The 15,380-nt window shown below is 37.5% G+C and carries 16 protein-coding genes; 3 read left to right on the top strand and 13 right to left on the bottom strand.

All coding sequences use genetic code 11. From position 1 onward, the window contains the following. Positions 1-8: 8 nt before the first annotated feature. The gene (gene cysK, locus D8848_RS02730) at positions 9-935 is read left to right on the top strand and encodes a cysteine synthase A (protein ID WP_125443240.1); all 927 of its coding nucleotides are present in this window, start codon (positions 9-11) and stop codon (positions 933-935) included. Positions 936-1,057: 122 nt separating this feature from the next. On the opposite strand, the gene tsf is transcribed toward cysK, so the two are convergent. The 12 genes from tsf to yfmF form a co-directional block, all read right to left on the bottom strand. Next, positions 1,058-2,098, bottom strand: coding sequence for a translation elongation factor Ts (gene tsf, locus D8848_RS02725; RefSeq protein ID WP_084887694.1), 1,041 nt, complete (start codon positions 2,096-2,098; stop codon positions 1,058-1,060). Positions 2,099-2,176: 78 nt separating this feature from the next. Beyond that, positions 2,177-2,956 carry a 30S ribosomal protein S2 gene (gene rpsB / locus D8848_RS02720; protein ID WP_007556349.1) on the bottom strand — a complete coding sequence of 260 codons (780 nt, stop codon included), beginning with the start codon at positions 2,954-2,956 and terminating at the stop codon, positions 2,177-2,179. Positions 2,957-3,171: 215 nt separating this feature from the next. Next, on the bottom strand, positions 3,172-4,356 hold the full coding sequence (pcsB, locus tag D8848_RS02715; protein ID WP_125443239.1) for a peptidoglycan hydrolase PcsB: 1,185 nt from the start codon (positions 4,354-4,356) through the stop codon (positions 3,172-3,174). A 93-nt stretch (positions 4,357-4,449) separates the two neighbouring features. Further along, complete coding sequence (mreD, locus tag D8848_RS02710) at positions 4,450-4,944, bottom strand: rod shape-determining protein MreD (protein WP_049543274.1); 495 nt, start codon at positions 4,942-4,944, stop codon at positions 4,450-4,452. Further along, the gene (mreC, locus tag D8848_RS02705; RefSeq protein ID WP_084862622.1) at positions 4,944-5,762 is read right to left on the bottom strand and encodes a rod shape-determining protein MreC; all 819 of its coding nucleotides are present in this window, start codon (positions 5,760-5,762) and stop codon (positions 4,944-4,946) included. The genes mreD and mreC overlap by 1 nt, the downstream gene beginning before the upstream one ends. Positions 5,763-5,821: 59 nt before the next feature. Continuing rightward, positions 5,822-6,616 carry an energy-coupling factor transporter transmembrane component T family protein gene (locus D8848_RS02700; protein ID WP_050242842.1) on the bottom strand — a complete coding sequence of 265 codons (795 nt, stop codon included), beginning with the start codon at positions 6,614-6,616 and terminating at the stop codon, positions 5,822-5,824. Further along, a complete protein-coding gene (locus D8848_RS02695) occupies positions 6,609-7,448 on the bottom strand; it encodes an energy-coupling factor transporter ATPase (RefSeq protein WP_084926264.1) in 840 nt (279 codons plus the stop codon). Before D8848_RS02695 ends, D8848_RS02700 begins: the two co-directional genes overlap by 8 nt. Next, positions 7,433-8,260, bottom strand: coding sequence for an energy-coupling factor ABC transporter ATP-binding protein (locus tag D8848_RS02690; RefSeq protein WP_045612486.1), 828 nt, complete (start codon positions 8,258-8,260; stop codon positions 7,433-7,435). The genes D8848_RS02695 and D8848_RS02690 overlap by 16 nt, the downstream gene beginning before the upstream one ends. Beyond that, positions 8,257-8,802 carry a CDP-diacylglycerol--glycerol-3-phosphate 3-phosphatidyltransferase gene (gene pgsA, locus D8848_RS02685; protein WP_000712127.1) on the bottom strand — a complete coding sequence of 182 codons (546 nt, stop codon included), beginning with the start codon at positions 8,800-8,802 and terminating at the stop codon, positions 8,257-8,259. Before pgsA ends, D8848_RS02690 begins: the two co-directional genes overlap by 4 nt. 10 nt (positions 8,803-8,812) lie before the next feature. Continuing rightward, complete coding sequence (gene rodZ / locus D8848_RS02680; protein ID WP_125443238.1) at positions 8,813-9,640, bottom strand: cytoskeleton protein RodZ; 828 nt, start codon at positions 9,638-9,640, stop codon at positions 8,813-8,815. A 41-nt stretch (positions 9,641-9,681) separates the two neighbouring features. After that, positions 9,682-10,965: an EF-P 5-aminopentanol modification-associated protein YfmH gene (gene yfmH / locus D8848_RS02675; RefSeq protein ID WP_125443237.1), complete on the bottom strand. Its 1,284-nt coding sequence runs from the start codon at positions 10,963-10,965 to the stop codon at positions 9,682-9,684. Beyond that, entirely contained in the window at positions 10,962-12,212 is a 1,251-nt protein-coding gene (gene yfmF / locus D8848_RS02670; protein ID WP_125443236.1) for an EF-P 5-aminopentanol modification-associated protein YfmF, read from the bottom strand. The genes yfmH and yfmF overlap by 4 nt, the downstream gene beginning before the upstream one ends. A gap of 158 nt (positions 12,213-12,370) precedes the next feature. Between yfmF and yaaA the strand changes: the two genes are divergently transcribed. Together yaaA and recF are read left to right on the top strand one after the other, a co-directional pair. After that, positions 12,371-12,739 (top strand): S4 domain-containing protein YaaA, encoded by a 369-nt coding sequence (gene yaaA / locus D8848_RS02665; RefSeq protein ID WP_000455894.1) that lies wholly within the window; start codon positions 12,371-12,373, stop codon positions 12,737-12,739. A gap of 2 nt (positions 12,740-12,741) precedes the next feature. Next, positions 12,742-13,839 carry a DNA replication/repair protein RecF gene (recF, locus tag D8848_RS02660; protein WP_000266678.1) on the top strand — a complete coding sequence of 366 codons (1,098 nt, stop codon included), beginning with the start codon at positions 12,742-12,744 and terminating at the stop codon, positions 13,837-13,839. Between the two features lie 49 nt (positions 13,840-13,888). Here recF and guaB read toward each other — a convergent pair whose 3' ends face one another. Continuing rightward, positions 13,889-15,367 carry an IMP dehydrogenase gene (gene guaB / locus D8848_RS02655; RefSeq protein WP_049521113.1) on the bottom strand — a complete coding sequence of 493 codons (1,479 nt, stop codon included), beginning with the start codon at positions 15,365-15,367 and terminating at the stop codon, positions 13,889-13,891. Positions 15,368-15,380 lie beyond the last annotated feature (13 nt).

Here is a 15,380-nt window from a genome sequence, read left to right as displayed (position 1 = left end):
GGTGTATTATGGCTATTTATAACAACATTACTGAACTAATCGGACAAACACCGATTGTTAAACTCAACAACATCGTGCCAGAAGGTGCTGCTGACGTCTATGTAAAGCTTGAAGCATTCAATCCTGGTTCTTCTGTAAAAGATCGTATTGCCCTTAGCATGATTGAAAAAGCTGAACAAGACGGTATTCTGAAACCTGATTCTACTATTGTTGAAGCAACAAGTGGAAACACTGGTATTGGACTTTCATGGGTAGGGGCTGCTAAAGGGTATAAAGTTGTTATCGTTATGCCTGAAACTATGAGTGTAGAACGACGTAAGATTATCCAAGCTTATGGCGCTGAACTCGTCCTAACTCCTGGCAGCGAGGGAATGAAAGGTGCTATTGCTAAGGCTCAAGAAATCGCTGCTGAACGTGATGGTTTCCTTCCTCTTCAATTTGACAATCCAGCTAATCCAGAAGTACACGAAAGAACAACAGGAGCTGAAATACTAGCTGCTTTCGGTAAAGATGGACTAGATGCCTTTGTTGCTGGAGTGGGTACCGGTGGAACGATTTCTGGTGTTTCTCATGCACTCAAATCAGCAAATTCAAGCATTCAAGTTTTTGCAGTAGAAGCAGATGAATCTGCTATTCTATCTGGTGAAAAACCTGGTCCTCACAAAATTCAAGGTATTTCAGCTGGATTTATTCCTGACACACTTGATACAAACGCCTATGATGGTATCGTTCGTGTAACATCAGAAGATGCTCTCGCACTTGGCCGTGAGATTGGTGGAAAAGAAGGATTCCTTGTTGGTATTTCTTCAGCTGCAGCTATCTACGGAGCCATCGAGGTTGCCAAGAAATTAGGTACAGGTAAAAAAGTTCTTGCTCTAGCACCAGATAACGGTGAACGTTATCTCTCTACAGCACTTTATGAATTTGAAGTATAGTCTCCTAAATGCACTTAGCCCTTTTTATAGGGCTTTTTATTTATATCTTGAAAAGTAGAATTCTTTCCCTATAGGAATCTACTGCATAGAAAAAAGGAAGCTAAAGTGCTTCCTTTTTATTATTAGTTATTCAAGGCTGCTGCCATTGTAGCTGCAACTTCAGCTTCGAAGTCGTTTGCAGCTTTTTCGATACCTTCACCAACTTCAAAGCGAGCAAACTCAACTACTGAAGCGTTAACTGATTCAAGGTATGCTTCAACTGTCTTGCTGTCATCCATGATATATACTTGCGCAAGAAGTGTATAAGCTTGGTCAACTTTAGTGTTGTCAAGCATGAAGCGATCCATTTTACCTGGGATGATTTTGTCCCAGATTTTTTCTGGTTTGCCTTCTGCAGCCAATTCAGCTTTGATGTCAGCTTCAGCTTGAGCAATAACATCATCAGTCAATTGAGCTTTTGATCCATACTTCAAGTGTGGAAGAGCTGGTTTGTTAACCATTGCACGACTTTCATTGTCTTGGTCGATTACGTGGTTCAATTGTGCCAACTCATCTTTAACGAATTGCTCATCCAATTCTTTATAAGAAAGAACTGTTGGTTTCATCGCTGCGATATGCATTGACAATTGTTTAGCAAGTGCTTCGTCTCCACCTTCAATAACTGAAATAACACCGATACGTCCACCGTTATGTTGGTAAGCTCCGAAGTGTTGTGCGTCTGTTTTTTCAATCAAAGCAAAGCGACGGAATGAGATTTTTTCTCCGATAGTTGCTGTTGCAGATACATATGCAGCTTCAAGAGTTTCACCTGAAGGCATTGTCAAAGCAAGTGCTTCTTCATTATTAGCAGGTTTTCCTTCAGCAATAACTTTAGCTGTAGTATTTACCAATTCAACGAATTGAGCGTTTTTCGCAACGAAGTCAGTTTCAGCATTTACTTCAATAACTGCTGCAACATTACCGTTAACATAAACACCAGTCAAACCTTCTGCAGCAACACGGTCAGCTTTCTTAGCTGCCTTAGCCATACCTTTTTCACGAAGCAATTCAATCGCTTTTTCGATGTCACCGTCTGTTTCTACAAGCGCTTTTTTAGCGTCCATAACTCCGGCACCAGATTTTTCACGCAACTCTTTTACAAGTTTAGCTGTAATTTCTGCCATTTTGATTCTCCTATATTTTTTAAAAATAGGAGAGCCGGGCTAAGCCCCGCCCTCCTAGGTAATTACTATTTCTATGAATTAAGCGTTGTCGCCTTCTACAACTTCAACGATTTCTTCGATTGAATCTGCTTGAGCTTCTGAAGCTGCAAATTCTGCTTCAACTGCTACTGCATCCTCACCTTGACGTCCTTCGATGATAGCGTCAGCCAATTTAGCTGTAATCAATTTAACAGCGCGGATAGCGTCATCGTTAGCTGGGATGATTACATCGATATCATCTGGATCAGTATTTGTGTCAACCATCGCTACAACTGGGATTCCCAATTTTTTAGCTTCTTTAACAGCGATTTGCTCTTTATGTGGGTCAACTACGTACATCACATCTGGGATACGAGGCATATCTTCGATACCACCCAAGAATTTTTCAAGACGTGCACGTTGTTTGTTAAGAAGTGCAACTTCTTTCTTAGGAAGAACTTCAAAAGTTCCATCTTCTTCCATACGTTTGATTTCTTTCAAACGAGCGATACGTTTTTGGATTGTTCCCCAGTTTGTAAGAGTTCCACCCAACCAACGGTGGTTGATGAAGTATTGACCTGAACGTACTGCTTCTTCAGCAACTGCATCAGCTGCTTGTTTCTTAGTACCAACGAACAATACAACTGCGTCGTTAGCTGCTGCATCACGCATGAAATCGTAAGCTTGATCAGCGTATTTTACAGTTTGTTGCAAGTCGATAACGTGAATTCCGTTACGCTCAGTAAAGATGTACTTAGCCATCTTAGGGTTCCAGCGACGAGTTTGGTGACCAAAGTGTACACCAGCCTCAAGAAGTTGTTTCATTGAAATTACTGCCATGAGTATTTCTCCTTTTTGTTTTTTCCTCTTCTTGACTTCAACTCGCAAAACGACCCAAAGGCAACTGTTTCACAATTCATCAAGAATGAGTATTATCGTTCACACGACAAGTTTCATTTTACCATACTTTTTCAATATTTTCAAGTGATTTTAGCAGATTTTTAAAGTATATAAATTATAAAAGAGACTCAAATCGAGCCTCTTCGTTTTATTCATTAGTTTGGATAGATGTATGTTACAAAACCTTCTGAAGTCGTAGTAGGATTGAACCATCCACGTTTATTTCCGATTGTACGGTTTCCACCATAGTTTGATTCAGATACTTGGATACTTGTCGATGATGAAACAGCTGTAACTACGGCTACGTGTCCATATCCACCATCATTCCAACATGCAATCGCACCAACTTGAGGTGTAGATCCTGTACGGAACCCTGCTGCAGCTGCACTTGTAGCCCACTGTGCTCCATTACCCCAGTAGTCTCCAGCCCAAGGTGCCAATGTCTTAGCTCCCCATGTACACTCACCCGTTGGATAACTTGACGCATTTGTGCTATATGTTGGACGATGTTTCACTAGTGCAGGAGTATAGCTTGAAGATGATTCAGATACTGCTTGAACTTCTGCTGTAAAAGTTGTATTTCCAGAAGCAACTACTGTTTGTTGTTGACTTGCTTGTTTAGCTTTATAGGCTGCTTCTGCTTCTGCAGCTGCTTTAGCTTCTGCTTCCGCTGCTGCTTTTTTCTCAAGTAAACTTGCTTTTTCATCCTCTGCAGTAGCCTTCTCAGCAGCAAGATTCAATTCTGCAGCTTTCAATTCTGCTTGTTTTGTAGTTAATGTTTGAGCATCATCAGCTAGTTTTTGCTGATTTGCAATAACTGTATTAATTGCATCATTGTTTGCTACTTGCTTTTCAGAAATAGCTTTTTTATCTGCTTTTTGTTGTTCCAACATTTTGTTGTTTGCAGATACGATTTCACTCATTGCAGCAACACGTGAAATAGCTTCTGTAATTGATTTTGAGTTTACAATTGTATTGATGTAATTTGTTGCAGCTCCATTTGTTTGAGCACTACGAGCTTGTTTTTGCAATGAATCATTTCGAGATACAATATTCTTAGAAAGTTCTGTAATTTCACCCTCAAGCTTTTTAGATTCTGCTTGTAGTCTATCATTTTCAGATTGCAAGTTTGATTGCTCTGTTTGAATAGCAGATACTTGCTCCTGAATTTGATCAACTTGTTTTTGGGCTTCTTGTTGTTGTGCTGTTAAGTTACTAATTTTATTATCTTGAGCAGCAATTTTGTCATCAGTCGTTTCTGCATGCGCAGTTGTTAAAACAGCTACTTGAGAAACCATTACTGTACTTAGTAAAAGTGACGCTAAGATTTTTTTCTTCATATTTCGTAGATACTCCTTCTTTTAAAGACACTACTAGTATACCAAAAAAAGGCCTAATGAATATTACGCCTTTGTTACATTTTTATTTCTTTCTTATAGGTAAATCTTTTCGAAAATAAACTGAAAAATAATCATCCATATAAGGTTCAAAATCATTGATGGTACTAAACTATAGACTATAAATAAAGACATACCATCCACAGTTAAACCTACCACTAATGCAAGTATATAAGCTCCCATCTCAAATAGAAAAGTCATGACAATAATTGCCAACATTCTCGTCCAACGATTCAATAAAATAACACTATTAAATTTATGGAGAAATACTCCCAACAAGACGAACAACAAAGTCGCAATCCCTATCAAGTGGAAAAAGTAAATGTCATAAACCAAACCCACTACAAAACAATATGCTAAATAGAGATACTCTGATACCTCAATCGTCTCAAATAAGAGAAACAAAAATAGAAAATGACTAGCCAACTGCACGTGGGGAAAAAATGAGCCCAGAAGCTGACTAATATGGGCATCAATTAGAACAAAGAAAGGAAGCAATAAAAATACTCCAACCCGCTTCAACTGTCTCATTATGAATTCCCCACTAATTCTATCACACTCACATTATGAGTATCTGCACTTAATTTAACTGTTACTTCTCTTGTCAAATAGTCTGTACTATGCGTTGTAGCAACCACTTCACCAACAGGAATATCAGCAACGTTAAAGTTTCCTAATCCACCAGTGGCCACCTTATCTCCCGCACTAATATCGCTATTACTATTTAATTGGCTAATTTTTAGAACTTCATTTTCCTTGTCATAGCCAACAATAATTCCATAAATTGTTGTAGAACCATGTTGAATTTTAACAGAAATCTTATCAGCATTTTCCGTATTTGTCAGAAGGTTGACCATAGTAGAGTTGTCCTCCACTTTTGAAACACTCCCAATCAAACCACCATTTGCAATGGCTAACATATTTTCAGAAACCCCTTTTGATTTACCTGCATCCAGAGTCAATTCCTGCTTCCAAGATACCGGAGAACGCATAATAACATCTGCTGCTAAAGTCTTTGTGGCTTGCAACTTGGACTTCATATCAAGCAATTGACGCAGTTGTTCATTTTCCGTCTTTAAACTTTCCGCCTCATTTGATTTAACTTCTAATTGGTAAATCTGTTTCTTCAAACTTTCATTTTCATTATAAGTTCGTGTCAAATGAGCCAAATCTGATTTGACAGAATCAAACCACTGAAAAGGTTTTTGTACAACCCTATCAACCAATGAGATTCCATCTCCTAATTTTGTCACAATTGTACTTGAATAAGTCGTCGCTAAGAGAGCTGAGACAAGCAGAACAGTGACAAAAACAATAATGACATATTTTGATTTTTTAAAACGATTCATATCCCTACCTTTATATCAAAAACTGTTACAGTAACTTTTTTATCAATTCCTGAAATCTACTAAGATTTTAAGAAAAATAAACAACAACCAAGTACGAGAACAACAAGAATGGTCAGCGTATCCTTTCGAGTCCATTTCAATTGTCTGTATTGACTTCTGCCTTTTCCCCCCTGATAACCACGCGCTTCCATAGCGATAGCCAAGGAATCCGCACGTTTTAAACTTGTTGCAAAAAGAGGAATCAAAATGGGAATCATAGCCTTCACCTTTTGAACAATGCTTCCTTCACCAAAATCCACTCCACGCGCTTTCTGTGCATTCATAATCCGCGTCGTATCATCCATTAAGGTCGGAACAAAACGCAAACTCATAGATAGCATTAAGCCAATTTCATGAACTGGAACTTTCACACGCTTTAAAGGCGCTAACAAAGCTTCGACAGCTGATGCCAAACTTAAGGGCATGGTCGTTAAGGTTAACAAAGTAGAAAAGAAAATAATCAATACAAAGCGACAAAAAATAATCCCAGCTTGTTGCAAAGCATAATCCGTGATTCTCACAAACGAAAACTCAAATAAAACATTCCCATTAGAAATGAAAAACAGTTGAAAAATAGTTGTGAAGGCAATCAAGAAAAACATAGACTTTAAGCCCTGAATAAAAAATGAAAGAGATACTCCTGACAAGGCAATAAATATCCCTGTCGCTATAAAAAGAATTAGATTTGTCAAGGGATTATTAGCCCAAAAAACGATCAAAATCAGTAGCATCATAGCCAGTAATTTGCTACGTGGATCCAATCGGTGAACAATCGAATCCCCTGGGATATAACGCCCCAAAATCATACTATCCATTTAGCGACTCCTTGAACTCCTCTATCTTAATCGGTAATCGTTTAAATGACACGCCTCTATCAGCCAATCGTTTACAAAAGGCTGTAATTTTAGGTACTCCCAACTGCACTTCTTCCATAAAGACAACATCTTGAAAGACATCACTTGGTTTACCACCCTTAACTAAACGTCCCTTTTCCATCACATAGACTTGATTTGCATATTCAGCAACATCATCCATCAAATGCGTTACCAAGACAATGGTCATCCCTGACTGGTGGAGTTTTTTGAACAAATTCATCAGCTCTTTTCTTCCCAGGGGATCTAGGCCTGCTGTGGGCTCATCTAAGACTAATATGGCTGGTTCCATGGCAAGTATGCCTGCAATGGCGACACGTCTCATTTGTCCACCTGATAGCTCAAACGGACTACGATTAAAAAGTGATTCATCAATTCCAACCAAAGCCAGTTTCTCACGCGCAATCTGCTCCGCATCTTCTTCAGAAACTCCAAAATTTTGTGGTCCAAAAGCAACGTCTTTTAATACTGTTTCTTCAAAAATCTGATTTTCAGCAAACTGAAATACCAAGCCAACCTGTTTTCTAATTTGACGAATATCTTTATTTTTAGAAGTCGAAGTGATTAAGGTATCAAAAACTCGCACACTCCCTTGACTTGGCACCAATAAACCATTTAATAGTTGCAAAATAGTTGATTTACCGCTACCTGTATGTCCAATTAAGGCCGTATAAGAACCATCTTCAATCGTCAAAGAAACATCCGACAAAGCTGCTGAAGCTAAGGGAGTCCCTTCTTGATATGTAAAACTCACATTTTCTAGAGCAATTCCCATAGCTTATCCTCTAGCTCACTTTCTGTCAAATAATTTTCAGGCAAATCATAGCCATTCTGGCTCAAAGAATGTTTTAATTGATTAGCAAAAGGATCGTCTAATCCAATTTGATCCAAATCATTTCGAGAGAAAAGCTCCCTTGGACTACTAGTTGATTCAATTGACCCTTTTTTCATGATCAACACACGATCACTCATGGCAACTTCTTCCAAATCATGTGTAATGGAAATGACCGTCATATCATAGTCTTTCCGAATTCCTTTTACTGTCTCAATCAATTCTCTACGTCCCTCAGGATCCAACATACTCGTTGCTTCATCTAAGATTAAAATAGCTGGTCTTAGGGCTACAACACCTGCAATAGCCACACGTTGCTTTTGGCCACCTGATAGACGCGCTGGCTCTCTCTTTTTAAAGTCCAACATGCCAACCAAATCCAGAGCTTCTTCCACTCTCTTTTTCATTTCTTGACGAGAAAGTCCCTGATTTTCCAAACCAAAGGCAACATCATCTTCAACAGTCGCTCCAACAAATTGATTGTCTGGATTTTGAAAAACCATACCGATTTGACGACGTATATTCCAAACATTTTCCTCAGTCAAACGTTGACCATCAATTACAATCTCTCCAGATTCTGCTTCCAGTAAGCCATCAATTAATCGAACCGTCGTTGATTTACCACTACCATTATGACCTACAATCGAAAGCCATTCTCCACGTTTCACGTGAAACGTAATATCCTTCACATCGTAGTATTCCTGACTTTCCTTATAGCGAAAAGAAAGATTTTTTACATCAATTATTGATTTCATTTCGAACCAAATGTCCCTTTAAATACATAGGCACTACCCTTGAAATAATCATAGCCAGAGTAGATAGTGAAAAACAAGGCTACATAAAGTAGAACTTGACCAAGCAAAGTCCAATGTAATAGCAAGAAAATAATGGCAAACATCTGACTAAAAGTTTTAATTTTTCCAGGCATGGCTGCTGCTAAAACTGTTCCACCAGTTTCAACTAATAAAAGTCTTAAACCTGTCACAGCCAACTCACGACAGATGATCACTGCAACAATCCAAGCTGGAGCCATACCTAACTCAATCAGCATAATAAAAGCAGACATAACTAGTAGCTTATCCGCCATAGGATCTGCAAATTTACCAAAATTACTGACCACATTCCATTTACGAGCTAAATATCCATCTAAATAGTCTGTAATACTGGCAATAGCAAAGATAATAGCTGCCACAATATGACTCTCTATCGAATTTCCTATCGTTAAAATAAAGATAAAAATAGGTATAAAGAGAATTCGACCTATTGTTAAGAGATTTGGAATTTGTTCTTTTTTCATTCGTTTTTCCTTAATTTTTAGTAAAGGTTACAGTGATTTTTCCAGTCTGAGCTGTTAATTTCGATAAGTCAACAGTCTGATTATCTACTGTTAAAGCGACACCTTTGACAACACCTAAAGTAATGATTACAGAATTTTTAGTTGAAACTGTTGTTTCCGCACTTTTATTATCCGGTGATAAGGTCACGCCACCCTCAAGCTCACTTTCTGAAACACTAACCCAACTTCTAGCATCTGAGACTGATAATTGCAATTTTGCAGTTTCCTTGCTCGTTTTATAAGTAACTTCTACTCTATTTCCTTCACCTGATACACTTATAGCTGGTTCCATATTCGAAGAACTACTAGATGAGCTACTGCTTGAAGACGGAGTTACAGAACTAGTCGAGCTTGTTGCTTGGACCACACTATAACTAGACGCAGATGAACGCTCAGGTTGAGTCTGGAGATAATTCCAAACATAATAAGTCACAAAAATTACAATCGATAGTGCAAAAAGTATAAAATAAAATAAAGGTAAAAATGATGTCTTATTTTTCTTACTTGAACGTCTCCTGCCTGTCAACTCCTCTTCATCAACATCTACTTCCTCATAAGTAATCATGCTCCCAGAATCATAAGCATCCAAGACAATTCGCTCATCAAGTTCAACTGCCCACGCATACTTTCTCAAAAAAGAACGAGTATAAAATGGACTAGGAAGTTGATCAAAATCATCATTTTCCATTGCCTCCAACATATCCAACTGAATTTCTGTTTTTTTATGTAATTCTTCTAAAGTCAACCCTTGGTTGGTTCTAGCTAAACGTAAAACCTCACCAATTGTTTTTTTCCTCATACTTGTCATTCCTTCTTTCTAGTATCGATTATGATAGGTTGCTACGATGGGAATATTGTAAAATCAACTATGTCACCATCATCTATTAAATGGTGTCCAGCATCAAGGACATCCTCTAAAGTAATTTCCTGTAAAATTTTCGGCAAATCAAAGATTGTCTCACCTTGTCCAAAAGCATCATATTGCGTTGCAATAAATTCAAGAGAGTTCATGCTACTGAAAAATTCTCCAAACATCTCTCTTTTGATAATGTCTAAATGATCCTCTGTAATATCTAAATCCTTTGTGAAATTACGAATAGCCTTTTTAAACTGATGGGATAAAGCAACTGGCTCTTTTGTATCCATTGTCAACATAACAAAATGAAAGCGACTTGTTACTTCAACTTCCAGAGATAAGGACGCATCAATTTTACCTGATTCATATAATTTTTGAAAACGATCCGAAGTCCAACCAAACATCATTGCAAACAATAATTTTAATAAAATATGATGTCGATAGCAATCCGCCTCATCAACTTCTCGATTACCTCTAATCCCAATCGCTAGTTTAGGAGAAGACACTTCCATTCTCATACTGTCTGTTTGCTTTACAGCTTGTAAAACAAACTTTTCCCTTGCTACTTCATGAACATCTAAATCTTCCAGTTCTTTTCTTTCAAAATAGTCCTGTACTTGATCCACATCAAAATTACCAACTAAAAACAGAGACATGTTTACAGGTTTGTAAAATCTTGTAAAATTTTCTTGCAAATTAGTTAGATTTATTTGGGAAATGGACTCCTCACTGCCAACTATATCAGTTGCTAAAGGTGTGCCAGGATATAAATTCGCTAAAGTTGAAAAGAATAAACACGAATCTGGATCATCTTGATACATTTCTCGTTCTTGCTGGATAATATCCTGCTCTCTTAAAATCGAAGCTTCAGTAAAGTGTGCTGATGTTACCAATTCATCAAGTAAATCTAAATTTTCTAAAAAATGATCCGTTGCCGAAAAAAGATAGTTTGTTTTTGTAAAGCTTGTAAAGGCATTGCTATCCGCACCTAGACTCGTAAAAGCTGACATCAAATCACTAGAATCTTCTCTCTCAAATAATTTATGTTCAAGAAAATGAGCAATTCCCGCAGGATATTCTTTTACATCTCCGTCAACTTCAGTGACAAGCATATCTACCGAACCAAACTGAACAGTGACACTCCCGTAAACCTCTTTAAATTCCTTTTTAGGCAAAAGAGCAACTGTCAATCCGTTGGCCAAACGAGTTCGATAAACCATTTCTTTTACAGCTGGATAGTATTTTTCTTCAAAAACAACCTTTGTCATTCTGTTCCTTCCATAAAGTAAATCACTTGTAGTTTCACATTATTAGCTGCTCTACAAATATCATCTTTGTCAACTTGCTCGAGTTTTGCAATCCAACCTTTAAAGTCTGCTGAAGATTTTCCAAGTAAGGCATTTTGATAAGCACGTTCAATCAATGAACTTTGATTATCTTGAGAAAGTAACAGAGATCGACGAATCATTTCCTTGGTCTGATCTAGCTCAAGCTCTGTAAAATAACCTTTTTTTAAATCAAGCAGTTGATTATTCATCATTTTTCGAGCCTGATTCCGATTTTCTCGATTGATACCAGCATACATCCTCAAGAATCCACTAAACAAATCAAGCTGACTTGAAATAGTATAAGCCAATCCAGCATTTTCACGGACATTTGTAAATAGTTTAGAGTGAGCAAATCCACCAAGTAAACCATTCATTACAATCATGGGTAAATGTTGCTCATCACCATATTCAGAAGGGCAATGATAACCTAATTCCAAAATGGATTGTCCCACATTTTTCCGAACCATACCTTCCTGCAGGATATTGGAATAAGGTTGACAATACTGAACCTTCACATCTCCTTTTCGACCTTTAAAGCAAAATGATTCTAATACATTTTGAATTTCAACCTCATTAAAGTCACCTAGGAAAAAGAAATCTATTCGATCATTGGCTAAAAATTCTTGGAAACAAGAATAAGAACTCTGTGGAGTTTCATCTAAAATACGATTTCGTAAATCACTATATTCCAATTGAAGACGTTCATCATGAAAAAACAATTTATCCAATTCTTTATGTGCAAAATAAAAAGAATCATCCATATCAGCTGCTAAACTTGCTAGCAATTGCTTTTTCTCAATTTCAAATAAGGCTGGATCAAATCCATTATCAACTACCACGGGTGAGAAAAGAGTCTCTTTTACTAGTTCCAAAACCTGAGAAGTTAGCACATTTTTCCTACTTAAAAACTCATCACGAACATAGTTAAATGTCAAGTCTACAATATGACTTTGCCCTCTTCTAAAACAATTGGTTGACATATCTGTACCGTATAGACTGGCTAAATGTCTTCTCAAATCTTGAGAAGTGGGATACATCTGATTAGCAGTCTCTAGCATACTCGCACTCAACATGCGACCTGCAATTGTATCGAGGGATAATGGAGCGGTAAAACGCACGGCGATTTTGTTCGTTTTAAACTTTTTTGATTGGATAAAATGTGTTGAAATTCCATGCACTAACTCCATGATTTACCTCCTTATATACAGACTTCTATTATATCACGAAAACCTGAAATTTTCTTGTTCTCTGTAACACTTTTGAAATAAAAATCGCTTACATTACTCCTTATTTCTCTCACTATTTTTAGGAAAATATGGTATAATACCAAAGATTGAGGTGAATTATGGAATACAAATTATTTGAAGAATTTATTACCCTCCAAGCACTACTCAAAGAACTTGGAATTACACATAGCGGAGGAGCTATCAAATCATTTCTCTCTGAACACTCTGTTTACTTTAATGGGGAATTAGAGAGTCGTCGTGGTAAAAAACTTCATATTGGTGATAAAGTTGACATCCCTGACATGAATATTGACATCTTGTTGACACAACCTACTTCTGAGGAGCAAGAGGAATATCAGGCTGATAAAGTTGAAAAAGAACGAATCGCTAAACTTGTTAAGGAGATGAATAAGGGAGTAAAAAAAGATAAATCAAAACCTACTTCATCACCCAAAAACAAACAAACTCCGCGATTCCCTGGTAGATAATCATGTGGCTACAACACCTATCTCTCAAGACTTTTCGTAACTATAAAGAGACGAAAATAGACTTTAATCCTAAATTAAATGTCTTTTTAGGACGCAATGCGCAAGGTAAAACAAATATGTTAGAGGCTATCTATTTTTTAGCCTTAACACGTAGTCATCGGACTCGGACAGATAAAAATCTTATTCATTTTGACGAGGAACAACTTCATCTTTCAGGTCTTGTTCAGAAACAAACGGGATCCATTCCTCTCGAAATCGAACTAACACAAAAAGGGCGTGTGACAAAAGTTAATCACTTAAAACAGGCACGACTTTCAGATTACGTAGGACACATGAATGTTGTCTTATTTGCTCCGGAAGATTTACAACTAATTAAAGGAGCACCTTCAGTTCGACGAAAATTCATTGATATGGAGCTTGGACAAATTAAGCCCATCTATCTATCAGATTTAACCAATTATAACCATATCCTTAAGCAAAGAAATACCTATCTAAAATCAGCTCAAAAAATAGATGAAACCTTCCTTTCAGTTTTAGATGATCAGCTAATTGATTATGGATGTCGTGTAATGAATCACCGCTTAGATTTCATAAAAAAACTAGAATCATTTGGTCGTAAGAAACATTTTGAACTCTCTAATCAGATTGAAGAGTTGTCAATATCCTATCAATCTTCTGTCAATATAACTGACAAAGAAGACTTATCAGAATCTTTCAAAATTGCTTTAGAAAAAAGTAGGTCCAGAGATTTATTTAAAAAGAACACTGGTGTTGGTCCTCATCGGGATGACATTTCTTTTTATATAAATGGGATGGATGCTAGTTTCGGAAGTCAAGGCCAACATCGTAGTCTCGTCCTTTCTATAAAATTAGCAGAAATCGAGTTAATGGAAAGTATTACTACAGAATCTCCGATATTATTGCTTGACGATGTCATGAGTGAACTTGACAACACTAGACAACTAAAATTATTAGAAACGATTTCTCACTCAATCCAAACCTTTATTACAACAACAAGCTTAGATCATCTTCAAAATCTGCCAGAAAATCTAAGTATCTTTACTATTCAGGATGGTAAAGTTTCTGTAAATCAAAATTGACAACATCGTAAAAGAACTCCTGTTTTCACGGGAGTTCTTTCTATTGTTTTTACATAGAATAATTTGGTGCCTCATTAGTAATTTGTACATCATGAGGATGGCTTTCTTTCAAACCAGCACCAGACATTTCAATAAATTGAGCATTATCGTGTAGTTCTTTAAGGTTAGCTGCACCACAGTAACCCATACCAGAGCGAATACCACCAATCATTTGGAAGACAATATCAGCTGCCGCACCTTTATAAGCAACACGACCTTCAATTCCTTCTGGAACAAGTTTGTTTGCTTCATTGACAGAACCTTGGAAGTAACGATCGCTTGAACCTTTCTTCATAGCAGCAATTGATCCCATACCACGGTAAGTCTTAAACTTACGTCCTTGGAAGATTTCAGTTTCGCCTGGAGCTTCATCAGTTCCAGCAAACATTGATCCAAGCATAACAGCATTTCCACCAGCCGCAAGTGCTTTTACAATATCTCCAGAATACTTGATTCCACCGTCAGCAATGATCGTTTTACCATATTCACGCGCAACAGCTGCAGCATCATAGATAGCTGTTACTTGTGGAACACCAACACCTGCAATCACACGAGTAGTACAGATAGAACCTGGCCCAATACCAACCTTGACAACGTCTACACCTGCTTCATAAAGGGCACGTGCACCTTCAGCAGTAGCAATATTTCCAGCAATCAATGTACGGTCTGGGAAATGAGCACGAATCTCAGCAATTTTACGCAAGACACCTGCAGAATGACCATGCGCAGTATCAATAACAATCGCATCCGCTCCTGCCTCAAAAAGAGCCTCTGCACGTTCAAATGTATCTGAAGTAACCCCTACTGCACCTGCAACTAGAAGACGACCAAACTCATCTTTAGCAGCATTTGGAAACTCAATAACTTTTTCAATATCTTTGATAGTAATCAAACCAGAAAGACGACCTTCTTCATCTACCAAAGGAAGCTTTTCAATACGGTGTTCTTGAAGAATACTCTCAGCTGTTGCAAGATCTGTACCCACAGGAGCAGTAACAAGATTTTCACTAGTCATATGGTTTGAGATTGGTTGGTTATAGTCTGAAATAAAACGAAGATCTCGGTTTGTCAAAATACCAACCAATTTGCGATTTTCAAGTGTTTCAACAACTGGAACACCACTGATGCGGTAACGACCCATAAGCTCATCTGCTTCAGCAATTGTATGTTCAGGCGTCAAGAAGAACGGATCAATAATAACTCCATTTTCAGAACGTTTTACCTTACGAACCTCTTCTGCTTGTTGAGCAATTGACATGTTTTTATGGATAACTCCGAGACCACCTGCACGAGCAATAGCAATGGCCATTTGACTCTCTGTAACTGTGTCCATGGCAGCGGTAATAATTGGGATATTTAAAGTCAAATTATCTGCCAATTTAGTTGTTAAATCTGCATCGTTAGGCAACACATGACTTTCAGCTGGAATAAGCAATACATCATCAAAGGTAAAACCTTTTTTCAAAAATTTAGTGTCCCAATTAGACATTCGAAGTTTCCTC

The organism is Streptococcus mitis (assembly GCF_003942775.1).
Lineage (GTDB): Bacteria > Bacillota > Bacilli > Lactobacillales > Streptococcaceae > Streptococcus > Streptococcus mitis_CN.
This window is presented reverse-complemented; position numbering and strand designations above follow the sequence as displayed.